The sequence below is a fragment of the Nonomuraea aurantiaca genome, from assembly GCF_020215705.1.
Classification (GTDB): Bacteria; Actinomycetota; Actinomycetes; order Streptosporangiales; family Streptosporangiaceae; genus Nonomuraea; species Nonomuraea aurantiaca.
Genome location: NZ_JAIWNB010000010.1, coordinates 277,549 through 298,446, shown reverse-complemented (window position 1 = coordinate 298,446; position 20,898 = coordinate 277,549). Strand labels below are relative to the sequence as shown.

The window sequence follows — 20,898 nt, the reverse complement described above, 5'->3', positions numbered from 1 at the left end:
GAAGGGCTATTCGTCGCCCGTCAGCGTGAAGACCCGCAGCCGCTGTCCGGCCCAGAGCACCGCGCCCAGCGTTACGATGATCAGCGCCGGTACGGCGAAGCCGAGCGTCACGTTGGCCGTCAGGAACGGGGTGCCGGAGAGCTGGTCGGCGATCGTCAGGGCCCACTGCTGGATGGAGAACTTCTGCGCCCCCGGCACGAACGAGCCGACCAGCGTCTCCCACAACAGCGCGTAGATGATCCCGATCGTGACCGCGTGGCGGGTCAGGATGCCGAGCAGCAGGAACACTGCGGCGTAGGCGATGCCCGCGACCAGCGCGCCGAGCGCGAAGCCCGCCGCGAGACCGTCCTCGTTGCCCACCAGCAGCCAGGCCGCGAAGTACGTCGGGACCGCCGCGAACACCGCCAGCAGCGAGGCGGCCACCAGGAACTTCGTCTGCGCGATGGCCGGCCGGGAGATCGGCTTGGACATCAGGTGGATGATCGTGCCGTCGTCGATCTCCGGGGCGATCACCCCGGTGCCCGCGATGAGGCCGAGCAGCGGAAGCATCGTGCCGATGGCGAACTTGGCCATCAGCAGCTCGGCCGAGCGCGGGTCATCGCCGCCGAACACCCGCAGCATGACGGCCAGCCCGATCAGCGCCAGCGGCAGCAGAAGCAGAAGGAAGATCCTGCGCCTGCCCAGCAACGCCCGGTAAGTAATGCCTGCGACCACTGAGTTCATTGCCTCACCCCATTGGTCGCTGGGATCCGGTATCTTCGCGGGTTCATCAGGCGCTCCTGTTGATCAGGTAGGCGAAGACGCTCTCCAGGTCCTCGTCGGCGGGGGAGACCTCGTGCAGGCGGATCCCTTCGGCGCGGGCGACGCGCGGCAGCAGCCGCGCGAAGCGCCGGAACTCGACCGCCTGGACCTCCAGCCCGCCCGCGCCGAGCGAGACGCCGCCCGCCGAGCTGTCGAGCATCAGGGCGGCGGCGAGCTTCCTGTCGTCGCTCGACCGGATCCTGAACAGGTGCGGCCGGTCGGTCATCAGCCGGCGGATCTCGCGGAAGTTGCCCGAGGCGGCGTGCCGGCCCGCGACCAGCACCTCGATCTGCTGGGCGACCCGCTCGACCTCCTCCAGGATGTGCGAGCTGAACAGGATCGTCTTGCCCGCCGTGCCCATCGAGCGGATCAGATCCATCAGGTGCAGCCGCTGGCGCGGGTCCATGCCGTTGAACGGCTCGTCGAGCAGCAGCACCGGCGGGTCGTGGACGAGCGCGGCGGCGACCTTCACCCGCTGGCGCATGCCCTTGGAATAGGTCTCGACGCGGCGGTCCTTGGGCTCCTCCATCTCGACCGTGGCCAGCGCCTTGCGGGCGGCCTCGACCGGATCGGGCAGACCGTGGAGCCGGGCGGCGGACAGGACGAACTGCCAGCCGGTGAGGAACCCGTAAACACCCTCCCGTTCAGGAACCAGGCCGATGTTCTTATAGATGTGGTGGTTTTTCCAGATCTTGGTGCCGTCCATCGTCACCGTGCCGCCCGAGGGGGCCAGGAACCCGGCCATCATGTGCAGCAGCGTCGACTTGCCCGCGCCGTTGGGGCCGAGCAGGCCGGTGACGCCGGGACCGATCGTCATCGTGACGTCGTTGACCGCCACCACGTTGCCGTACCAGCGAGAGACCTGTGCGAGCTCGATGTTCATCGGGCGGCCGCCTTCCGATAGCGGGCCGCGAGCGCCGCCAGGCCGATCCCGATGAGCACGACCACGAGGATCGCCGGGACGGGCCCCGGCGGGTAGCCGCCGTCCGGAACGTTGGGCGTGGTGCCGAACAGCCACACCTGTACGGCGTCCACCAGCCAGAACGGGTTCAGCAGCCAGGCCCACGCGGCTCCCGACTCGTTGCCCGTCGAGTACAGCGTGCCGAAGATGACCGGGACGGAGGCCGAGGTGAGCAGGTAGAGGGCGATGACGGAGGCGACGCCGAGCCCCCGCCTGGGCGTCAGCGAGGCGATGGCCAGGCCGAACGACGACAGCAGGAGTGCGAGCACCAGCGCCATGACCAGGGCCCCGAGGTATTCCTTGGTCTGCGGCGGCCCGTCCATGTCGATCACCAGCTCGCCCACGTAGATCACCGTGAGCGGCACGGCGAGCAGCAGGAACAGCGCGGCGGTCATGGCGATGACCTTGGCGGTCACGTACTCGGCGATCGTGACCGGACGTGACAGGTAGAGCGGCAGCACCCGGAAGCGCAGGTCGGGCGCGACGACCGTCGGCGCCTGCGCGGCCAGGAAGATGGCCACGACCGTCTGCATATAGACCGCGAAGCCGCTGTAGCTCATGCCGCGCCGGCTCATCAGGGCCATCATCGCGATCGACACGACCGCGGGCAGCAGCATGATGACGCCCAGGGCGAACGGGATGATCTTGCTGCGCGCCGTACGGCCGAGGCCGAAGACGCCGCGCAGGCTGTGGACGGTGAGCGCGCGCGTCGAGTAGCCGCGGCCGAGCCGCGGACCGTCGTAATGGCGGTAACCGATGTCATAGATCTCAGACACCCGCGTCGACCTCCTCCCTGAAGACGTCCTCGATGCGGTGGCGGCCCTGTTCCAGCCGGATCAGGCAGAGGTCGAGATCGACGGCCGCGTCGCGGATCGCGTCGAACGTCTCCGGGCCCGTCACCTTGACCAGCAGCAGGCGGCCGTGCTGGACGGCGCCGTGGCCGAGCTCGGACAGCCGCTCGGCGAGCGGCTGCGTGCCCTCCTCGACCTCGACCGTGACGGTCTGCGTGGCCTGGGTGAACCCGGCGATCGCGGACGAGCGCAGCAGCCGGCCCCCGTCGATGACGATCACGTGGTCGCAGATCCGCTCCAGCTCGCCGAGCAGGTGCGAGGTGACGAGCACGCTGATGCCGAAGTCGGTGCCGATGCGCCTGATCAGCGCCAGCATCTCGTCCCGGCCGCGCGGGTCGAGCCCGTTGGTCGGCTCGTCCAGGAAGATCAGTTTGGGGTCGTGCACGAGCGCCTGGGCCAGCTTGACCCGCTGCTTCATGCCGGTGGAGTAGCCGCCGATGGCGCGGTAGCGCTCCTCGGCCAGGCCGACGTGGCGCAGCACGTCGGCGGCGCGCTCGCGGGCGGCCGTACGCGGCAACCCGGACATCTGGGCAAGGTGGACGACCAGCTCGGTGGCGGACACGTCAGGGGGAAGGCAGTCGTGCTCGGGCATGTAGCCCACGAACCTGCGGATCTCGGCGCCCTGCGTGGTCACGTCGAGATCGAGCACCCGCGCGCCGCCCCCGGTCGGGGGCAGCAGGCCCAGCAGGATCTTGATCAGCGTCGACTTGCCCGCGCCGTTCGCCCCGACCAGGCCGGTGACACCGGATCCGACGGTGACCGTCAGCTGGTCGAGTGCCGTGACGGTCGGGAAGCGTTTGGTCAGCCCCTCGGTAGCGAGGATGTGCATGATCCGGACCCTACCGGCCGGACACGGGGTGTGGCCTCGTTCACACGGATGAACGATGTCCTACTTGAGGCCAGAATTTCCGCTGGATCACCAGGGTGACGGTGCCTGAGATGATCATGCCGGCGATGTTCAGCGCGAGTTGCGCCACTGAGCCGCCGACCTCGCCCCAATCGCTGAGCGCCAGTGCCACGGCCACGTAGCCGGCGGCGGGGACCGTGGTGACCGAGATGAAGACGCCGATCAGGGCGGACGACTTGCCCGCCGTGATCGACAGCACCCCGGCGGCGCCCGCCAGCAGCGCCACGATGAAGGACCAGCGGTCGGGCTTGACGATGAACTGGACCTCCTCGTTCACCCGCAGGTTGCTCAGGTCGATCCAGCCCATCCAGCGCGAGACCAGCGCGCAGGCGAACGTGATCGCGATCGCCACCGCGAACCCGACGACCAGGGTCTTGAGCGAGGAGACGATCAGCCGGCCCCGGCCGCGGAGCAGGCCGAAGCAGATGGCCGCGATGGCGCCGAACTCGGGGCCGAGCACCATCGCGCCGACGATCAGGATGGGTGAGTTCTGCAGGACGCCGATGCCCGCGAGCTGCGTGGCGATCGCGAGGAAGGCCAGGTACGCCCACGTGATGCGCGACTCGGCCCGCACCCTCTGGGCGAGCTCCGCCCAGATGACCGCGTCGTCGGGGTCGCCGGGAGCCTCCTCGACGGCGTCCGCGGCGACCTTGGACAGGGCCAGGTGCACCTGCTCGACGGCGATCGAGCCTTCGTCCTGCACCCACTTGAGCCGGTCGATCACCTCGTTGGCCGCCTCGCGCGCGACGTCGCAGAGGATCAGATCGCCCTGCGGCTCGCGGGCCGCGCCGGGCAGCACGACGACGTTGGTGACGCCCGTGCACTCGTCGAGCACGGCCGTCACCTCCTCCGTACGGGTGGACGGGGTGATCAATCGAAGATGTAGCACCGGGTCATTCTCGTCCATTCGATGTTGATGAGGCGTTGACCGCCGTACGCGAGGGTCTCTCACATGAGGCAGACGTTCAGGTGTCACGAGGACGGCGAGGACTGCTGGTTCGCCGACATAGACGATCAGGGGTGCGCGGGCAGGTTCGCGACCTACCTGTTCGAGGAGGTGTTCAGGTACGGCGAAGCCGTACCCGCCTGACGGAGTGGTCGGCGCCCTTCTGCATGACCAGGCCGGCGCGGCCACGGGTGGGGGCGATGTTCTCGACCAGGTTGCGCTCGTTGATGTCGCGCCAGACGTTGACGGCGAACTCCGTCGCCTCCTCGTCGGAGAGGTCGGCGATGTACTTGAAGTAGGACTTGGGGTCCTCGAAGGCGGTGCGGCGGAGCTTGTGGAAGCGGTCGACGTACCAGGCCCGGATGTCCTCCACCTTGGCGTCGACGTAGATCGAGAAGTCGAAGTAGTCGTTGACCGCCAGGGACGTGGGCGGAGCGGGCTGCAGCACGTTCAACCCCTCGATGATCAAAATGTCCGGACTTTTCACTACTTGTTTGGCGCCGGGGATGATGTCGTATTCGAGGTGGCTGTAGACCGGGGCCTGCACCTCCGGCAGCCCGGCCTTGACCTCGGCGACGAACCTGACCAGCGCCCTGCGGTCGTAGCTCTCGGGGAAGCCCTTGCGATGCATGATCCCCTCGGACTCCAGCACCGCGTTGGGATAGAGGAAACTGTCGGTGGTGAGCAGCTCCACGTGCGGGTGCTCGGGCCAGCGGGCCAGCAGCGTGTGCAGCAGCCGCGCCGTCGTCGACTTCCCGACCGCGACACTGCCCGCGATGCCCAGGATGTACGGCACGCGCTGCCCGGGATGCCCGAGAAACGCGCTCAGCACGCTACTGCGTTGTTTGGACCCGGTGAAGTGGAGGTTCAGCAGCCGGGTCAGGGGGAGGTAGATGTCGGTGACCTCGGCGAGGTCGATGGGATCGTCGACGCCACGCAGCTCTTCCAGCTCTGCCTCGGTGAGAGTCAAGGGCGTGTTCTTGCGGAGTTCGCTCCACTGCTCCCTGCTCAGTTCAACGTAGCCGTTGTTCACGTTGGCAGCGTATCGACGGCGGGCACACGCGCTCTCGACCGGGTGGCCCTCTCTATCCACAGCCTGTGGATAAAGACATGGGATTACCGATGACCAGTTTGGGGTAGCGCGACGCCTCGCGCCGGGGATCTCACCAAACCGGGCATGCGGCGATTTGTCAGCGGCTACTGTTCGGAGACCTGACCTTCGGGAGGCCTTGTGGACCGTCGTCGCTTTCTGACCAGAGCAGGCCTGGCCGCCGCGGCCGGGATCACCGGGCCGTTCGCCGGAGTGGCCTGCGCGGGCGCCAGGGGCGGGGTCACGCGGGCGACCGGCTACGGGCCGCTGAAGGCGGTGCGCGACGCGCGTGACGGGAAGGTCAGGCTGCACCTGCCCGACGGGTTCAAATACCGCTCCTTCAGCCCGGCGGGCAGCAAATACTCCGACGGCTCCACCGTGCCGGGCCGGCACGACGGGATGGCCGCGTTCCGGGGGCCGCGCGACACCGCGATCCTCGTGCGCAACCACGAGGTCAGCGGTGCGGTCGGCGCCTTCGGCGACAAGGACAAGGCCTACGACCCGGCGGCCGGCGGCGGCACCTCGACCCTCCACGTCACCCGCTACGGCGAGGTGCTCAAGAGCGCCCCGTCGCTCAACGGCACGATGATGAACTGCTCCGGCGGCCCTATGCCGTGGAACGCCTGGGTGAGCTGCGAGGAGACCGTCAACGGCCCCGACGTGGCCAACGACTTCTCCGGCGGCGACAACGGCAAGCTGACCCGCAAGCACGGCTACATCTTCGAGGTGCCGGTGTCGGGCACCTCCAACGGCAAGCCGATCAAGGCCGCCGGCCGGTTCGCGCACGAGTCGGCCGCGTTCGACCCGCAGGCGGGGGCGCTCTACCTGACCGAGGACTGCTTCGCGTTCGCCTCCGGCTTCTACCGCTACACGCCGCCCAAGCACCCGCTCAAGGCCGGGCGGCTGCTCGACGGCGGCCGGCTGCAGATGCTCGCGATCAAGGGCTCGCCGCGCAAGGACCTGTCCAAGGGGCAGCGGCCCGGCGCGACGTACAACACGGTATGGGTGACCATCGACGACCCCGACCCCACCTTCACCGGCAAGCCGTCGAACGACGAGGCCGTCCAGGCCGTGGGCAAGCAGGGGCGGGCCGCGGGCGCGGCGATCTTCTCCCGGCTCGAAGGGGCCATCTACCACCAGGGCACCGTGTACTTCTGCTCCACCCAGGGCGGCGCCACCGCCGAGGGTGACACGCCGCCGTCCGGGTTCGGCAAGGGACGCGGGCAGGTGTGGGCGTACGAGACGTGGACCGGGCGGCTCCGGCTCGTGTACGAGTCGCCGCGCTCGTCGGTGCTGGACCTGCCCGACAACGTGACGGCCAGCACCCGAGGCACGCTGGTGCTCTGCGAGGACGGCGACGGCGACAACTTCCTGCGCGGCCTCACCAAGCAGGGCCAGATCTTCGACTTCTGCCGCCTGGAGCCGGTGGCGGGCGACCCTGGCGCGGAGTTCGCGGGCTCCACCTTCGGCCCCGGCGGTCACACCCTGTACGTCAACGTCCAGTCCAAAGAGGGCACCTCGTTCGCCATCTGGGGACCCTGGCAGCGGGGCTCGTTCTAGCCGCCCGCCAGCTCCGCGACCGCGGCGGCCACCTGGTCCACCTCCTCGTCGGTGTTGTAGTAGTGCGGTGACAGGCGCAGGCACCAGTCGACGTCCTTGTCGCCGAAGTCGAACTGCGCGAACTCCCGGAAGCTGAGCGCCGAGTTGATCCCCTTCGCGTCCATGGCCGCCTTGAACGGTTCCGGACGCCACCCCTCGATGGTGAAGGTGACGATGGCGCCCAGCTCGAGGCCCTTTTCGAGCACGCGTACCCCTGGAACGGCGTCGAGCAGGACGCGCAGCCCGGCGGCCAGCGCGGGCGAGCGGCGCGCGATGGCCTCGACGCCGACCTCGCGGGCGTAGCGGGCGGCGGCCGCGCAGCCCAGCACGGTCGCGTACGGGAACTCCCACTCCTCGAACCGCGCGGCGGACTCGGCGGGCTGGTAGCGGTCCGGCCCGGTCCAGCGGGCGCCGCGCATGTCGATGAACAGCGGCTCGTACCCCGCCTTCAGCACCCGGTCCGACACGTAGAGGAAGCCGGAGCCACGCGGGCCGCGCAGGAACTTCCGGCAGGTGGCGGTGAGCAGGTCGCAGCCGATCGCGGCCACGTCGATGGGGTACTGGCCGATCGACTGGCACGCGTCGACCATGTACAGCAGGTCCAGCTCGCGGCAGTGGCGGCCGATCTCGGCGACCGGCTGGACCAGCCCGGAGTTGGTGGGGATGTGGGTGGCGCTCACCAGCCGGGGCCGGTGCTCCCGCATGAGCGCGGCCATCGCCGCCACGTCCACGCCGCCCTCCGGCGCGTCCGGCGCGTGCACGACGCGCACGCCGAAGCGCTCGCGCAGGGACAGGAACGCGATCTGGTTGGAGATGAAGTCGTTGCGGGTGGTCAGGATGACGTCGCCGGCCTCGAACGGGATCGAGGACAGGGCGGTGGCGAAGGCGTGAGTGGCGCTACCGGCGAACGCGATGTTTCCGGGAGCACAGTTGATCAGGGCCGCGAGCTCCGCATAGAACGCGCGGACCTGGACGGCCCGGGCCGCCGCCGCCTCATAGCCACCGATCTGGGCTTCCAGTCGCAGATGGTCGAGCATCGTGGCCAGCACCGGAGCGGCCAGCAGCCCGCATCCGGCGTTGTTGAAGTGCACGACCTCCGCGCACCCGGGGGTGTCGGCCCGGAGGCTCTCGACGTCCAGTAGCGATCCCGAGTCGGAGGCGAAAGCGCTATTATCAAGTATCATGTCGGATAGTAGCAGTTCGTCGGAACTGGCAGTGCGGCTGCGTGCCCTGCTGTCGGGGCTGGCACCGGGCGACCGCCTGCCCAGCAGCCGCGACCTGGTCCAGCGCTACCGGGTGGGCCCCGTCACCGTGTCGCAGGCCATCGCCGCCCTGGCCGCCGAGGGCGCGGTGATCACCCGTCCGGGCAGCGGCACGTTCGTGGCGCCGCGTGCCAGGGCGGGCACCGAGGTCGCCGACACCGCCTGGCAGACGGTCGCGCTCACCGACCGGGCCGTGGACACCCGCTCGCTGACCGACGCGCTCGGCCCGCCGCCCGCAGGGACGATCACCCTGGACGGCGGCTACCTGCATCGATCGCTGCAGCCGACGCGGGCACTGGCCGCGGCGCTGGGCCGCGCGGCCCGCCGGCCCGATGCCTGGGACCGGGCGCCCGCGATCGGCCTGTCGCCGCTGCGGGCCGTGTTCGCCACCATGGCGGGCGGCGGCATCACACCGGACGACGTGCTGATCACCGCGGGCGGGCAGAGCTCGCTGTCGATGGCCTTCCGCGCCATCGCGGGACCCGGCAACCCGGTCCTGGTGGAGTCGCCCACCTATCCCGGCGCCATGGCCGCCGCCCGCGCGGCCGGGCTCAGCCCGGTGCCGGTGCCCATGGACGCCGACGGGCTGCGGCCGGACCTGCTGGCCGAGGCGTTCGAGCTGACCCGCGCGCGGGTGCTGTACTGCCAGCCGGTCCACCACAATCCGACCGGCGCGGTGCTGACGCCCGAGCGCCGCCGCCAGGTCGTCGAGGTGGCCAGGGCGGCGGGCGCGTTCGTGATCGAGGACGACTTCGCCCGGTACCTGGGCCACGGCGGGCCCGTGCCGCCGCCGCTGGTGGCCGACGACCGTGACGGAACCGTCGTCTACCTGACCTCGCTCACCAAGCCGGCCGCGCCGAGCCTGCGCATCGGGGCGCTGGTGGCGCGCGGCCCGGTGATGGCGCGGCTACGGGACGTCCGCCTGGTCGACGACCTCTTCGTCTCCCGCCCGCTCCAGGAGGCCGCGCTGGAGCTGGTCAGCTCGCCGGCCTGGGAACGGCACCTCCGTACGCTGGCCACGGCCCTGCGCGACCGGCGCGCGGCACTGGCCGCCGCTCTCGCGCGCGAGCTGCCCGGCTGGAGCGTCGCGCGGCAGCCGACCGGCGGGCTGCATCTGTGGGCGCGGCTGCCCGACGGGCTGAGCGACCCGGCGATGGCCGCCGCCGCCCGGCAGGTCGGGGTCGCGGTCAGCGCGGGCAGCCGCTACTTCGCCACCGAAGTGCCGGCCGCGTGGCTGCGCCTCGGCTTCGCCGAGACGGCGGACGCCGCCGAGCTGGTCGAGGGCGTACGGCGGCTGGCCCGCGTCTGAGACTGATTCCCCGACGGCGGCTGGTCCGTTGGCTGAGACCCCCTGATTGAAGCCGACCAGGAGGTTGTTCATACTCCGATGAGGACACTCGCGACAGGAGGGCTCCTCGTGCTGTACATCTTCGGCTTCGAGCGGATCGGCGTGGCCGTGAGCGATCTCTACTTCGTCGACCCCGATCCGATCAAGGGCCAGGAGGGCGCCGAGCACGGCGTCCGCCTCGAAGTACGGATGCTCGAACCGGGGCAGCTGAACGGGTCCATCTATTCGGCGCGGCCCATCAACCTCGACCGGCCCCTCTGGCGCGTCGACCTGCTGGAGTCGGTCGACGGCCGCCCCGGCAGCTTCGACCGCACCCATCACCATCCGGTCTTCACCGGATGGGACCCGGGCCCGCGCGTCTTCGACAGGGAGCTGTCGAGCGACCCCCTTCAGTGGCTGGCGGGCAAGCTGGCGGACCTGGACGCCGTGCTGGAAAGGGCGGGGGTGGAGCGCGACGAGTCGATCGCCGCGGACGTGGCCGAGCTGCGCGGGTGCGTCCCCGAGATCGTCGAGAGCGTCAACCGCCTGCTCACCAGGGTCGCGAAGGGCGAGCTCGGCAGGGCACCCGGTGACGGGCCGGCCGACAGCGTGCGGGCCAGCTGGCTGTAGGCACGCGCCCGGTTAACCTGAGGGGATGATCCTGGGCATCGGCGTGGACGTGGTCGACATCGCGCGGTTCGAGTCGGCGCTGGAACGCACGCCGGGTCTGCGCGAGCGGCTGTTCACCGAGGTCGAACGGCCGCTCGCCGTACACTCGCTGGCGGCCAGGTTCGCCGCCAAGGAGGCCGTCGCCAAGGCGCTCGGCGCGCCGAAGGGGCTCGGGCACCTGGAGGCCGAGGTGCGCTGCGACGAGAGCGGCAAGCCCGAGCTGCGCGTCACGGGCAAGGCCGCCGAGGTCGCCTACGGCCTGGGCGTCAAGCGCTGGCACATCTCGCTCAGCCATGACGCGGGTGTGGCGATGGCCTACGTGATCGCGGAGGGATAGCTTCAGATCATGCGTACCGCCTACACCGCCGACCAGATCAGGACCGCCGAGCGCGCGCTGATGGCGCGGCTGCCCGACGGCACGCTCATGGACCGCGCCGCCACCGGGCTCGCCGCCGTCTGCGCCGGCCTCCTCGGCAGGGTGTACGGCACGCGTGTGCTGCTGCTCGTCGGCAGCGGCGACAACGGCGGCGACGCCCTGTACGCCGGGGCCCGGCTGGCCGGGCGCGGCGCCCGGGTCGAGGCCGTCCTGGCGGGCTCCAAGACCCACGAGGCCGGCCTGGAGGCGTTCCGCCGGGCGGGCGGCACGATCGCCGGGCCGGACGCCGTCGACCGGGCCGAGCTGATCGTCGACGGGCTGGTGGGGATCGGGGCGACCGGGGCGTTGCGGGAGCCGTACGCGGGGCTGGCCGAGGCGGCCAACGCCGCGCCCGGCCTGGTCGTCGCGGTGGACGTGCCCAGCGGCGTCGACGCGAGCACCGGTCAGGTGGACGGGGTGGCCATCGCGGCGCAGGTGACCGTGACCATGGGCGCTGCCAAGGCCGGGCTGCTCGTCGATCCGGGCGCGGGCAAGGTGGGCGAGATCGAGCTGATCGACGTCGGGCTCGGCCCCTACCTGCCCGAGCCCGACGTCGTGGCGTTCACCCACCGCGACGTCGGCGGCCGGCTGAAGCAGCCGATGGGCGAGTCCGACAAATACCGCAGGGGCGTCCTGGGCGTCGCGGCGGGCAGCGACCGCTACACGGGCGCCGCCGTGCTCGCTGTGGGCGGCGCGCTGCGCGCGGGCGCGGGGATGGTGCGTTACGTGGGGCCGAGCGAGCCGGTGGCCCAGGTACGCAGCCACTGGCCGGAGGCGGTCATCACCGAGCTGAGCGAGCCGTCGATCGACGACGTCGGCCGGGTGCAGGCATGGGTGCTGGGGCCCGGTCTGGGCACCGGCGACTGGGCGCACGAGCTGGCCGCCAGGGTGCTGGCCGCCGACGTGCCCGTGCTGATCGACGCCGACGGCCTGACCCTGGTCGCCCGTGACCGGTCGCTGCTCCGGCGTACCGCCCCGGTGCTGATCACGCCGCACGCGGGCGAGCTGTCGCGGCTGCTGGAGGTGGACCGCGAGGCGATCGAGGCGGGCCGGCTCCGGTACGCCCGCCGGGCGGCGGCGGAGCTGGGCGTGACCGTCCTGCTCAAGGGCTCGACCACGGTCGTGGCCGAGCAGGGCCGGCCCGTACGGGTCAATCCGACCGGCACGGCCTGGCTGGCCACCGGCGGCACGGGGGACGTGCTCTCCGGCATGGCCGGCGCGCTGCTCGCCCAGGGGCTCGACTGCTACGACGCGGGCTCGTGCGCTGCCTACCTGCACGGGCTGGCCGGGCGGATCGCGGCCGAGGGCGCGCCCCTGACGGCCGCGGACGTGGCATCGGCGGTTCCGGCGGCGATCCGTACGCTGCGCGACTCTTCCGGGTGAGCCGGAGTCCGCCCGGCGGACCTCAAGCCCAGGTGAGCCGGAGTTCGCTCTGCGGACCTCAAGCGGACCTCGACAGGGGCGATTCGCGCTCGACCACGTGAGTGAGCTGCCAGACTGGAGGGATGACATCCCCGATGGCGACGCCCGCGGAGGCGCGGGTCGATCTGGCCGCGATCAGGCACAACGTGGCGCTGCTCAAGGAGCGCGCGGGCGGCGCCGAAGTGCTGGGGGCCGTCAAGGCCGACGCCTACGGGCACGGGCTCGTCCCGACCTCCGAGGCCGTGCTGCGGGGTGGCGCGAGCAGGCTCGGCACCGCCTACATCCGTGAGGCGCTCGCGCTGCGCGCCGGTGGCATCACCGCGCCGCTGCTGTCGTGGATCATCACTCCCGGAGAGCCGCTGGACGAGGCGCTCGAAGCCGGCATCGAGCTGTCGGCGGCCGACGCGCCGCTGCTCGACGAGATCGCCGCCGCGGCGCGGCGCACCGGGCGGACCGCCCGGACGCACCTGGAGGCCGACACCGGCATGAGCAGGGGCGGCGCCCCGCTCGCCGCCTGGCCGGAACTACTGGCCAGGGCGCTCGCCCTCCAGGCCGAGGGCGCGATCGAGATCGTCGGCCTGTGGTCCCACTTCGCCTGCGCGGACGTACCGGGGCATGGCTCGATCGACCGGCAGATCGAGGCGTTCGAGGCGGCGCTCAAGCAGGCCGAGCAGGCAGGCGCGGCCGGGTCCCACGTCATCAGGCACCTGGCCAACTCCGCCGCGATCCTGACGCTGCCGCGGACCCACTACGACATGGTCCGGCCCGGCATCGCCATGTACGGGCTCAGCCCGGTCCCCGAGCTGGGCGACTTCGGGCTGCGACCGGCGATGACGCTCGTGGCGCGGATCGCTCTGGCCAAGCGGGTGCCGGAGAGCTCGGGAGTGTCCTATGGGCACCTTTATGTCACGAGTTCCGAGACGACGCTTGGGCTGGTGCCGCTCGGGTACGCCGACGGGATCCTCCGGCACGCGACGGGGCGGGCAGAGGTTCTGGCGGGCGGTCGCCGAAGGGCGATCGCCGGCCGGGTGTGCATGGACCAGTTCATGATCGACATGGGCGACGAGCCGCTCGCCGCAGGGGACGAGGTCATCCTGTTCGGCCCTGGTGGGAGGGGTGAACCGACCGCTCAGGAGTGGGCGGATAACCTCGGCACGATTACGCATGAGATCGTGACCAGGATCGGTTCGCGGGTGCCGCGGGTGTATAGGGGATCAGGGACATGACGACGACAACACGGCGGAAGGTCGGGATCGCCGGCGCCATCGTCGGTGCCGCTTCGGCCGGTGTGGCGGCGGCGGCGCTGGCCAAGCGCTACGCGGTGGGCCGCATGAGGCTGCGCCCCGACGCCGAGGCGAGCGAGCGGTTCGGCGAGCTGCGCGGCAGGGACCTCACGCTGGTCACCTCCGACAACACGGAGCTGCACGTCGAGATCGACGGGCCCGAGGACGCGCCGCTGACCATCGTGTTCTGCCACGGCTACTGCCTCAGCCTGGAGTCGTGGCACTACCAGCGCCGCGACCTGCGCGACACCTACCGCATGGTGCTGTGGGACCAGCGCTCACACGGCCGCTCGCAGCGCGCCACCGCCGAGGACTGCACGATCGACCGGCTGGGCGACGACCTGGCCGAGGTGATCGGACAACTGGTGCCCGGCCCGTGCGTGCTGGTCGGCCACTCCATGGGCGGCATGACGATCATGGCGCTGGCGGACCGCCATCCCGAGCTGTTCGGTGACAAGATCCGCGCGGTGTCCCTCATCGCCACCTCGGCGGGCAAGCTGGCCGAGATCACGCTGGGCCTGCCGGCGCTGCTGTCCAAGGCCGTGCACAAGCTCGCCCCGTCGACGATCTCGCTGCTGGGCCGGCGGGGGGCGTTCGTCGACAAGACCCGCAGCGCGGGCAGCGAGATCGCGTTCCTGATGACCCGCTACATGGGCTTCGGCGACTCCAAGAACGTCAGCCCCACCCTGGTCGACTTCGCCGAGACGATGATCAGGGCGACGCCGACCGAGGTGTTCGCCAACTTCTACCCCGCGCTGATGAACCACGACAAGCTGGCCGCCCTGGACGTGCTCGACCCGGTGCCGACCGCGATCCTGGTCGGCGACAAGGACTGGCTCACCCCGCCCGACCACAGCAAGGCGATCGCCGCCGCGCTGCCCAACGCCCAGCTCACCGAGGTGCCCGACACCTCGCACCTGATCCAGCTGGAGCGTCCGGGCGTGGTCAACGACGCGCTGCGCGACCTGATCAAGCGAGTGGAGTTGTAGTGGCCGAAAGGCTTCCGACCGCCGAGGACATGCGCGCCTATGGCGCCCGGCTGGCCGCCGGGCTACGGGCGGGCGACCTGCTGATCCTGTCCGGCCCGCTCGGCGCGGGCAAGACCACGCTGGTGCAGGGCATCGCCGAAGGGCTCAAGGTACGCGGCCCGATCACCTCGCCCACGTTCGTGATCGCCAGAGTGCACCCGTCGCTCCGCCAGGGGCCGCCGCTCGTCCACGCCGACGCCTACCGGCTGGGCGGGGACCTCGAGGTCGACGACCTCGACCTCGACGCCTCGCTCGAGGAGTCGGTGACGGTCGTGGAGTGGGGCGAGGGACTGGTCGAGGGCCTGTCCGACGACCGCCTGGAAATCCACATCGATCGCGAGAGCGGAGACGACGCCCGCGTCGTCACGCTGCGCGGCGTCGGCGCGCGGTGGGCCGACACGCCGTCCGAACCTGCGGAAAAGTAAAATCCGCCCTGTCTTCCGGCAAAGCTGCCACCCTTGACGTACCTCACCATCGATAGAAAACATGATCATTGGTAAGGGATTCGCCCAGAAAATCTGGGTATCAGGAGGGGCGGCGTCCACTTTTTTGGTGGATGCTTGGTGAAGGACGGCGCGGAGTGGGGTGCGGCGGTGCTCAGGGTCAGGCGAGTCGCGTACGCGGGAGCCATGGTCATGATCGGTGCGGTCGGCTGCTCGGCCTCCGCGCAAACCTCAGCGACTCCCACACCCTCGGCCTCGGCCACCGGCTCGGTCAGCGCCACGCCGACCGTCACCGTGAGCAGGAAACCCATCCTGGTCGAGCTCAGCCCCGCCAAGGTCACCGCGGGTGAGACCTCGAAGGTGTGGATCTTAGCCAATTGCCCCGTCCCCAGCGGCGGCCCCGCGCACACCGGCACCGCCACGTCCAAGGCGTTCATCAACGGTGTGTCGCTGACCACCGCGCCGACGTCCTCGACGGCCACGCCCGCCCCGACCGGCACGGCGGCCGGCAACCCGTGGGTACGCGGCGAGGCGCAGGTGTCGGGCACGGTCAAGCGCGGCACCTACCCGGTCGAGGTCAAGTGCGACGGCACCAACGACACCGGCAAGGCCACCCTGCGCGTCGTCAGCGCGACCGCTGACACCTCCGACGACAGCTCCACCAAGGCGCCCACGAAGGCGCCCAGGGCGGGCGGCGGCGGCACCTTCGGCAAGGACGTCGACGAGGGTTCGGGGATGCCGGTCGGCGGCGTGCTGGTCGGCGCGGCCGTGCTGGCGGCGGCCGGCCTGCTGATCAAGCGCCGCGTCCGGGGCTAGCCGATGGCCCGCCCTGGACGGGTGGTCATCGCGGGAGCCGTCACCGGCCTGGTGCTGGTGGCGTTCGGCAGGTCCTACCAGGCCACCACCAAGTCGGCCGGCTCCGTCGTGCCCGAGAGCATCGACATCCCGTCGATCGAGGTCGAGGCGCCGCTGATGAAGCTCGGCCTGAGCAAGGACGGCGAGGTCGAGCTGCCGCCGTACGAGAAGCCCAAGATGGCCGGCTGGTACACCGGCAGCGCGGTGCCCGGCGACAAGGGCGCCTCGGTCATCATCGGCCACGTCGACACCAAGACGGCCCCTGCGGTGTTCTTCAAGCTCCGGCAGGTACGCAAGGGTGAGATCGTCAAGGTCGAGCGGAGTGACGGCAAGGTCGTCAAGTACAAGGTCGACTCGGTCGAGCAGGTGTCGAAGGACCACTTCCCGGCCAAGCGGGTGTACATCGAGGACGGCCTGAAGCTGGTGACCTGCGGCGGCAAGTTCGACTACGCCAAGGGCGAATACGTCGACAACATCATCGTCTACGCTTCCAGAGCGTGAGCGAGCAGACCCATCCGCCCGCGTCGGGCGCGCGCGTTCCCTGGCCGGAGGTGCATCCGGCGGCCCGCGCGGCCGTCGAGGAGTTCCTCGGCGCCCCCGTGACCGAGGCCGTGACGCAGCCGGGCGGGTTCTCGCCCGCGGCGGCCGCACGGCTGCGTGCCGCGAACGGCCGGCGCGTCTTCGTCAAGGCCGTCGGCCCGGAGCCGAACCCCGACAGTGTCCGCATCTACCAGGCCGAACGCGGAATCGCCGCCGCCCTTCCCGAGTCCGTGCCCGCGCCGCGGCTGCTGACCTCCTTCGAGACCGAGGGCTGGGTGGTGCTGGTCTTCGAGGACATCGAGGGCCGCCACCCCGAGCTGCCCTGGCGCCGCGCCGAACTCGACCGGGTGCTGGCGGCGGTTCGGCGCATGTCGGCCGCGCTCACGCCCGCGCCGATCGAGGCGCCGCCGGTCGCGGAGGTGTTCGGCGAGGCGTTCCGGGGCTGGCGCAGGCTGCTCGGGGAGGACACCACCGGTCTCGATCCGTGGGCGCTGCGCCACCTCGGCGCGCTGGCCGAGCTGGAGTCCGGCTGGGCCGCGGCCGCCGCAGGCGACACGCTGCTCCACGCCGACCTGCGGGCCGACAACCTGCTGCTCACCGACGAGCGCGTCTACGTGGTCGACTGGCCATGGGCCTGCGTCGGCGCGGCCTGGTTCGACTCCCTCGGCATGCTGCCCTCGGTCGCCATGCAGGACGGGCCGCCACCGCAGGAGCTCTTCCCCGACCCCGATCCCGCCGCCACGGCGGTGATCGCCGCGATCTCCGGCTACCTGGTACGGCAGGGCCGGCAGCCGCCGCCACCCGGCCTGCCCACGGTCAGGGCGTTCCAGCGGGCGCAGGGCGTCGTGGCTCTTGACTGGCTGAAACAGCGCACCCGCTGGGCGTGACTCTCTTGGCTGGTGGAAACAGCGCACCGGCTGGGCGTGACCCGGCGGGCGGGTAGGCTAAACAGTCGTGCTGGTCCTGGCCTTTGATACCGCGACGCCCGCCGTCACAGCCGCGCTCCACGACGGGCGGCGAGTGCTCGCCGAGTCGACGACGATCGACGCCCGACGACACGGTGAGCTGCTCATCCCCACCGTCGAGACCGTGCTGCGCGAGGCGGGTGCGGCCCTGTCCGAGGTGACCGCCGTCGTGGCGGGCAGCGGACCGGGCCCCTACACCGGGCTGCGCGTCGGGCTGATGACCGCGCAGGGGCTCGCCACCACGCTGGCCGTCCCCGCGTACGGCATCTGCACCCTCGACGCCGTCGCCTACGGCAGCGGGCTCGCCGAGCCGTTCCTGGTCGCCACCGACGCGCGGCGCAAGGAGGTGTTCTGGGCGCGCTACTCCGACGCCCGCACCCGGCTCGACGGGCCGTTCGTCGACCGGCCCGCCGAGGTGCCGGTGGAGGGCCTGCCCGTGGTGGGTGCCGGTGCCGGGCTCTACCCCGACATCCTGGGGCAATCCGACGCACCGCCGTACCCCTATGCCGGGTTCCTGGCCGCCCTGGCGGCCGAGCGCATCGCGGCGGGGGAGCCGCTCGGCCCGCCGCGCCCGATCTACCTGCGGCGGCCCGACGCGGTGGTGCCCGGCGCCCCCAAGAGGGTGACGGCGTGAAGCGCAGGCAGGTGGACGTGCGGCTCCGGCAGATGGCCGAGGCCGACCTGCCGGCGGTCATGGCGATCGAGCGCGACACGTTCCCGCTCGACGCGTGGAGCGAGGCCATGCTCCGTGGCGAGCTGGCCGACCAGCCGCGCACCAGGCACTACGTGGTGGCCCTCGTCGGCCAGGAGATCGTCGGCTACGCGGGCCTGGCCGCCGCGGCCGACCAGGCCGACGTCCAGACCATCGCGGTCGTCCAGCCGCACCAGGGCACCGGCATCGGCGGCGCGATGCTGGCGGAGCTGCTGGCCGAGGCCGGCCGGCGCGCGGTGCGGGAGATCTTCCTCGAGGTGCGGGCCGACAATCCGCAGGCGCAGGGGGTCTACGAGCACTTCGAGTTCGAGGTGATCGGCCGGCGCCGCCGCTACTACGACGACGGCACCGACGCGATCATGATGAGAAGGAAGCTGGATGGCTGACGCACCCCTGGTCCTGGGTATCGAGACCTCCTGTGACGAGACCGGCATCGGCATCGTCAGGGGTCACACGCTGCTGGCCAACACGATCGCCTCCAGCATGGAAGAGCACGCCAGGTTCGGCGGCGTCGTGCCGGAGGTCGCCTCGCGCGCCCATCTGGAGGCGATGACGCCGACGGTGGAGGCCGCGCTGGCGCAGGCCGGGCTGAAGTTCTCCGACATCGACGCGATCGCCGTCACCGCCGGTCCTGGGCTGGCCGGGGCGCTGCTCGTCGGCGTCGCCGCGGCCAAGTCCTACTCGCTCGGCCTCGGTGTGCCCCTCTACGGCGTCAACCACCTGGCCGCCCACGTCGCCGTCGACCAGCTCGAACACGGCCCGCTGCCCAAACCGTGCATCGCCCTGCTGGTCTCGGGCGGCCACTCGTCGCTGCTGCTCGTGCCCGACGTGGCCGAGGACGTGATCTCGCTCGGCTCCACCGTCGACGACGCGGCCGGGGAGGCGTTCGACAAGGTGGCGCGGGTGCTGGGCCTGCCGTTCCCCGGCGGCCCGCACATCGACAAGGCCGCCACCTCCGGGTCGGGCACGGCCGTCGCCTTCCCCCGGGGCAAGATCGACGACGGCACGCTCGACTTCTCCTTCTCCGGGCTGAAGACCGCCGTGGCGCGCTGGGTCGAGGCCCGCGAGTCGGCCGGCGAGTCCATTCACGTACCCGACGTGGCGGCATCCTTCCAGGAGGCCGTGGTCGACGTGCTGACCCGCAAGGCGCTTCAGGCCTGCCGCAAGTACGAGGTGCGTGACCTGCTGATCGGCGGGGGTGTCGCGGCCAACTCCCGGCTGCGCGCCCTGGCCCAGGAGCGGTGCGACGCGGCGGGCGTACGCCTGCGCGTGCCCCGTCCCGGACTGTGCACCGACAACGGCGCGATGGTCGCGGCCCTGGGCTCCGACCTGGTCGCCGCGGGCGTCACCCCGTCGACGCTGGACATCCCCGCCGACTCGTCGATGCCGATCACGACCGTGCACGTGTGAGCCCCGTGCGATAGGTGGGGTAGGCGGGGGTCCAGCCGAGTTCCTGTTTCGCGCGGTCGCTGGACAGCCGGATGCGCACGCCGGTCATGAAGGCGTGGATGTACGGCGTCGGCCTCAGCAGCGAGCCGGGCACCCGCAGCGGTGCGGGTGCCTTCGCCGCCTCGGCCAGTGCCCGGACATATGCGTCGAAGCTCACCGGCTCGTCGTCAGCGATGTTGTACGCCCGCCCGGCCCCGCCCCGGTCGAGCGCGGTGACGGCGGCCGAGGCGGCGTCATGGACGTGCACGAGCGAGATGACGCCGGCCGGGTGTACTTCCGGCAGCATCCGTCGCCGCGCCATGGCCATCATCTTCCGCGTCGTCACCTCGGGACCGTAGAACAGGCCGTAGCGCAGGGAGATGCCGTCGATGCCCGGCGTGTTGAACACCTGCTCCTCGTTGGCCCGCATCGACCTCATGTGCACGCCGAAAGGGCCCTTGGCGGGCTCGGCGGACGGCCGGTCCTCGGTCACCGGCTCCGGGCCGTGGTCACGGTAGCCGTACCCGAGGAAGAACGACTGCGTGACGAAGCGGTGCGCGCCGATCTCCTTGGCGGCCGCGATCAGGTTGGCCGTGCCCCGGTCGCGCAGCGCGCCCGTCGGATACAGCTGGCGGTGGAACAGCGGCAAACCGGTGATCGCCGTCGCCTGGTGCATCACCGCGTCGGCCCGGTGACCCCGCACCGCGGCGAGCAGGGCGTCGCGGTCCATCATGTCCGCGACCAGGCCCGTCGCGCCTGCCTCCGCCAGCTTGGCGGCACCCCGCTCGGAACGGGTGAGGCCGATCACCTCATGACCGGCGGCGAGCAACTGGGGGATCAGCTCGGTGCCGACGGTGCCGGTGGCTCCTGCCAGAAGTACCTTCATGCCTCTCCTTGTCGTCCGGTGGCGTCCTCCTGCAACGGATGCGTGGTGGGCCGGATGTGACATGCCGAGCTGTCATGTGGCCCAGGTGCCCGTTGCGCGTGTGGCCCACATGCCCGTTACGGTGGGCCGGAACCGTCTCCCGGAGACCGCAGGGGGACCTGGAGGGGGCCGGTGTCGACCTGGCCCAGGTGGGCAATCCGCGGGCCTACCTGATCCGCATCGCTGTCCGGCGGTCCCTGGAGCGGCTGCGTGGCCTGCGCGCCGCCAGAGAGGACCACACCGGCCCGTGCCTGCCCGAGCACTGGTGACCGCCGACTGCCCGGTCACAGCCGCTCAGAACGTCACCACGGGCCTGCTGGTCGTACTGGAGACGCTGTCACCCCTGGAGCGGGCGGCGTTCGCGGCGAGGGCGGGCGGCAGCCTCGCCGACCTGCCGGCGGTGCTGTCTCGGCTCTACGCGCTGGTCAGCCCGGACAAGCCGGCGATCCTGGCGGTGCCGGACAGGTAG

General features: G+C 71.3%; 25 protein-coding genes. 17 read left to right on the top strand and 8 right to left on the bottom strand.

Annotated elements, in window-relative coordinates:
* Positions 1-6 precede the first annotated feature (6 nt).
* Genes LDL49_RS24960 through LDL49_RS24940 form a run of 5 tightly spaced genes read right to left on the bottom strand, consistent with a single transcriptional unit; the run spans position 7 to position 4,427 of the window.
* Positions 7-723, bottom strand: coding sequence for an ABC transporter permease subunit (locus LDL49_RS24960; protein WP_225293899.1), 717 nt, complete (start codon positions 721-723; stop codon positions 7-9).
* Between the two features lie 46 nt (positions 724-769).
* Positions 770-1,684 carry an ABC transporter ATP-binding protein gene (locus LDL49_RS24955; RefSeq protein ID WP_225293897.1) on the bottom strand — a complete coding sequence of 305 codons (915 nt, stop codon included), beginning with the start codon at positions 1,682-1,684 and terminating at the stop codon, positions 770-772.
* Positions 1,681-2,538 carry an ABC-2 transporter permease gene (locus LDL49_RS24950; RefSeq protein ID WP_225293895.1) on the bottom strand — a complete coding sequence of 286 codons (858 nt, stop codon included), beginning with the start codon at positions 2,536-2,538 and terminating at the stop codon, positions 1,681-1,683. The genes LDL49_RS24955 and LDL49_RS24950 overlap by 4 nt, the downstream gene beginning before the upstream one ends.
* The gene (locus LDL49_RS24945; protein WP_225293893.1) at positions 2,531-3,442 is read right to left on the bottom strand and encodes an ABC transporter ATP-binding protein; all 912 of its coding nucleotides are present in this window, start codon (positions 3,440-3,442) and stop codon (positions 2,531-2,533) included. Before LDL49_RS24945 ends, LDL49_RS24950 begins: the two co-directional genes overlap by 8 nt.
* Before the next feature lie 40 nt (positions 3,443-3,482).
* Positions 3,483-4,427 carry a DUF389 domain-containing protein gene (locus LDL49_RS24940; RefSeq protein ID WP_225293891.1) on the bottom strand — a complete coding sequence of 315 codons (945 nt, stop codon included), beginning with the start codon at positions 4,425-4,427 and terminating at the stop codon, positions 3,483-3,485.
* Positions 4,428-4,472: 45 nt separating this feature from the next.
* On the opposite strand from LDL49_RS24940, the gene LDL49_RS24935 reads away from it, so the two are divergent.
* On the top strand, positions 4,473-4,610 hold the full coding sequence (locus tag LDL49_RS24935; protein ID WP_225293890.1) for a hypothetical protein: 138 nt from the start codon (positions 4,473-4,475) through the stop codon (positions 4,608-4,610).
* On the opposite strand, the gene coaA is transcribed toward LDL49_RS24935, so the two are convergent.
* A complete protein-coding gene (gene coaA / locus LDL49_RS24930; RefSeq protein ID WP_225293888.1) occupies positions 4,582-5,499 on the bottom strand; it encodes a type I pantothenate kinase in 918 nt (305 codons plus the stop codon). The genes LDL49_RS24935 and coaA overlap by 29 nt on opposite strands.
* Before the next feature lie 198 nt (positions 5,500-5,697).
* On the opposite strand from coaA, the gene LDL49_RS24925 reads away from it, so the two are divergent.
* Positions 5,698-7,116 (top strand): alkaline phosphatase PhoX, encoded by a 1,419-nt coding sequence (locus tag LDL49_RS24925; RefSeq protein ID WP_225293886.1) that lies wholly within the window; start codon positions 5,698-5,700, stop codon positions 7,114-7,116.
* Here the strand turns inward: LDL49_RS24925 and LDL49_RS24920 are convergent.
* Positions 7,113-8,339: an aminotransferase class V-fold PLP-dependent enzyme gene (locus LDL49_RS24920; RefSeq protein WP_225293884.1), complete on the bottom strand. Its 1,227-nt coding sequence runs from the start codon at positions 8,337-8,339 to the stop codon at positions 7,113-7,115. The genes LDL49_RS24925 and LDL49_RS24920 overlap by 4 nt on opposite strands.
* On the opposite strand from LDL49_RS24920, the gene LDL49_RS24915 reads away from it, so the two are divergent.
* The 13 genes from LDL49_RS24915 to tsaD all read left to right on the top strand — a co-directional run bounded on the left by LDL49_RS24915 (position 8,338) and on the right by tsaD (position 19,486).
* Positions 8,338-9,726: an aminotransferase-like domain-containing protein gene (locus tag LDL49_RS24915; RefSeq protein WP_225293882.1), complete on the top strand. Its 1,389-nt coding sequence runs from the start codon at positions 8,338-8,340 to the stop codon at positions 9,724-9,726. The two genes, LDL49_RS24920 and LDL49_RS24915, sit on opposite strands and share 2 nt — an antisense overlap.
* Before the next feature lie 108 nt (positions 9,727-9,834).
* Entirely contained in the window at positions 9,835-10,374 is a 540-nt protein-coding gene (locus LDL49_RS24910; RefSeq protein ID WP_225293881.1) for a hypothetical protein, read from the top strand.
* A gap of 25 nt (positions 10,375-10,399) precedes the next feature.
* On the top strand, positions 10,400-10,750 hold the full coding sequence (locus LDL49_RS24905) for a holo-ACP synthase (RefSeq protein WP_225293879.1): 351 nt from the start codon (positions 10,400-10,402) through the stop codon (positions 10,748-10,750).
* Between the two features lie 9 nt (positions 10,751-10,759).
* Positions 10,760-12,211 (top strand): NAD(P)H-hydrate dehydratase, encoded by a 1,452-nt coding sequence (locus LDL49_RS24900; protein WP_225293877.1) that lies wholly within the window; start codon positions 10,760-10,762, stop codon positions 12,209-12,211.
* Between the two features lie 134 nt (positions 12,212-12,345).
* A complete protein-coding gene (alr, locus tag LDL49_RS24895; protein WP_225293983.1) occupies positions 12,346-13,476 on the top strand; it encodes an alanine racemase in 1,131 nt (376 codons plus the stop codon).
* Positions 13,473-14,522 carry an alpha/beta fold hydrolase gene (locus tag LDL49_RS24890; RefSeq protein WP_225293876.1) on the top strand — a complete coding sequence of 350 codons (1,050 nt, stop codon included), beginning with the start codon at positions 13,473-13,475 and terminating at the stop codon, positions 14,520-14,522. The genes alr and LDL49_RS24890 overlap by 4 nt, the downstream gene beginning before the upstream one ends.
* A complete protein-coding gene (gene tsaE, locus LDL49_RS24885; protein ID WP_308016183.1) occupies positions 14,522-14,986 on the top strand; it encodes a tRNA (adenosine(37)-N6)-threonylcarbamoyltransferase complex ATPase subunit type 1 TsaE in 465 nt (154 codons plus the stop codon). Before LDL49_RS24890 ends, tsaE begins: the two co-directional genes overlap by 1 nt.
* A 138-nt stretch (positions 14,987-15,124) precedes the next feature.
* A complete protein-coding gene (locus LDL49_RS24880; protein ID WP_225293874.1) occupies positions 15,125-15,820 on the top strand; it encodes a hypothetical protein in 696 nt (231 codons plus the stop codon).
* A gap of 3 nt (positions 15,821-15,823) precedes the next feature.
* Complete coding sequence (locus tag LDL49_RS24875; protein ID WP_225293872.1) at positions 15,824-16,360, top strand: class F sortase; 537 nt, start codon at positions 15,824-15,826, stop codon at positions 16,358-16,360.
* Positions 16,357-17,286, top strand: coding sequence for a phosphotransferase (locus tag LDL49_RS24870; RefSeq protein WP_225293870.1), 930 nt, complete (start codon positions 16,357-16,359; stop codon positions 17,284-17,286). The genes LDL49_RS24875 and LDL49_RS24870 overlap by 4 nt, the downstream gene beginning before the upstream one ends.
* A gap of 67 nt (positions 17,287-17,353) precedes the next feature.
* Complete coding sequence (gene tsaB / locus LDL49_RS24865; protein WP_225293868.1) at positions 17,354-17,998, top strand: tRNA (adenosine(37)-N6)-threonylcarbamoyltransferase complex dimerization subunit type 1 TsaB; 645 nt, start codon at positions 17,354-17,356, stop codon at positions 17,996-17,998.
* A complete protein-coding gene (gene rimI / locus LDL49_RS24860) occupies positions 17,995-18,462 on the top strand; it encodes a ribosomal protein S18-alanine N-acetyltransferase (protein ID WP_372470419.1) in 468 nt (155 codons plus the stop codon). The genes tsaB and rimI overlap by 4 nt, the downstream gene beginning before the upstream one ends.
* A complete protein-coding gene (gene tsaD, locus LDL49_RS24855) occupies positions 18,455-19,486 on the top strand; it encodes a tRNA (adenosine(37)-N6)-threonylcarbamoyltransferase complex transferase subunit TsaD (protein ID WP_225293866.1) in 1,032 nt (343 codons plus the stop codon). The genes rimI and tsaD overlap by 8 nt, the downstream gene beginning before the upstream one ends.
* Here tsaD and LDL49_RS24850 read toward each other — a convergent pair.
* Positions 19,467-20,390, bottom strand: a complete 924-nt coding sequence (locus tag LDL49_RS24850) for an NAD-dependent epimerase/dehydratase family protein (RefSeq protein ID WP_225293864.1) — start codon at positions 20,388-20,390, stop codon at positions 19,467-19,469. The two genes, tsaD and LDL49_RS24850, sit on opposite strands and share 20 nt — an antisense overlap.
* A gap of 98 nt (positions 20,391-20,488) precedes the next feature.
* On the opposite strand from LDL49_RS24850, the gene LDL49_RS24845 reads away from it, so the two are divergent.
* Positions 20,489-20,698, top strand: coding sequence for a hypothetical protein (locus tag LDL49_RS24845; RefSeq protein WP_225293862.1), 210 nt, complete (start codon positions 20,489-20,491; stop codon positions 20,696-20,698).
* The gene (locus LDL49_RS24840) at positions 20,677-20,898 is read left to right on the top strand and encodes a hypothetical protein (protein WP_225293860.1); all 222 of its coding nucleotides are present in this window, start codon (positions 20,677-20,679) and stop codon (positions 20,896-20,898) included. Before LDL49_RS24845 ends, LDL49_RS24840 begins: the two co-directional genes overlap by 22 nt.

Coding starts and splice junctions, on each gene's coding strand:
- alr (WP_225293983.1), top strand. CDS start 12,346: ATGGCGACGCCCGCGGAGGCGCGGGTCGATCTGGCCGCGATCAGGCAC.
- LDL49_RS24960 (WP_225293899.1), bottom strand. CDS start 723: ATGAACTCAGTGGTCGCAGGCATTACTTACCGGGCGTTGCTGGGCAGG.
- LDL49_RS24940 (WP_225293891.1), bottom strand. CDS start 4,427: ATGGACGAGAATGACCCGGTGCTACATCTTCGATTGATCACCCCGTCC.
- tsaD (WP_225293866.1), top strand. CDS start 18,455: ATGGCTGACGCACCCCTGGTCCTGGGTATCGAGACCTCCTGTGACGAG.
- LDL49_RS24920 (WP_225293884.1), bottom strand. CDS start 8,339: ATGATACTTGATAATAGCGCTTTCGCCTCCGACTCGGGATCGCTACTG.
- LDL49_RS24905 (WP_225293879.1), top strand. CDS start 10,400: ATGATCCTGGGCATCGGCGTGGACGTGGTCGACATCGCGCGGTTCGAG.
- LDL49_RS24935 (WP_225293890.1), top strand. CDS start 4,473: ATGAGGCAGACGTTCAGGTGTCACGAGGACGGCGAGGACTGCTGGTTC.
- LDL49_RS24890 (WP_225293876.1), top strand. CDS start 13,473: ATGACGACGACAACACGGCGGAAGGTCGGGATCGCCGGCGCCATCGTC.
- LDL49_RS24900 (WP_225293877.1), top strand. CDS start 10,760: ATGCGTACCGCCTACACCGCCGACCAGATCAGGACCGCCGAGCGCGCG.
- LDL49_RS24945 (WP_225293893.1), bottom strand. CDS start 3,442: ATGCACATCCTCGCTACCGAGGGGCTGACCAAACGCTTCCCGACCGTC.
- LDL49_RS24850 (WP_225293864.1), bottom strand. CDS start 20,390: ATGAAGGTACTTCTGGCAGGAGCCACCGGCACCGTCGGCACCGAGCTG.
- LDL49_RS24955 (WP_225293897.1), bottom strand. CDS start 1,684: ATGAACATCGAGCTCGCACAGGTCTCTCGCTGGTACGGCAACGTGGTG.
- LDL49_RS24915 (WP_225293882.1), top strand. CDS start 8,338: ATGTCGGATAGTAGCAGTTCGTCGGAACTGGCAGTGCGGCTGCGTGCC.
- LDL49_RS24875 (WP_225293872.1), top strand. CDS start 15,824: ATGGCCCGCCCTGGACGGGTGGTCATCGCGGGAGCCGTCACCGGCCTG.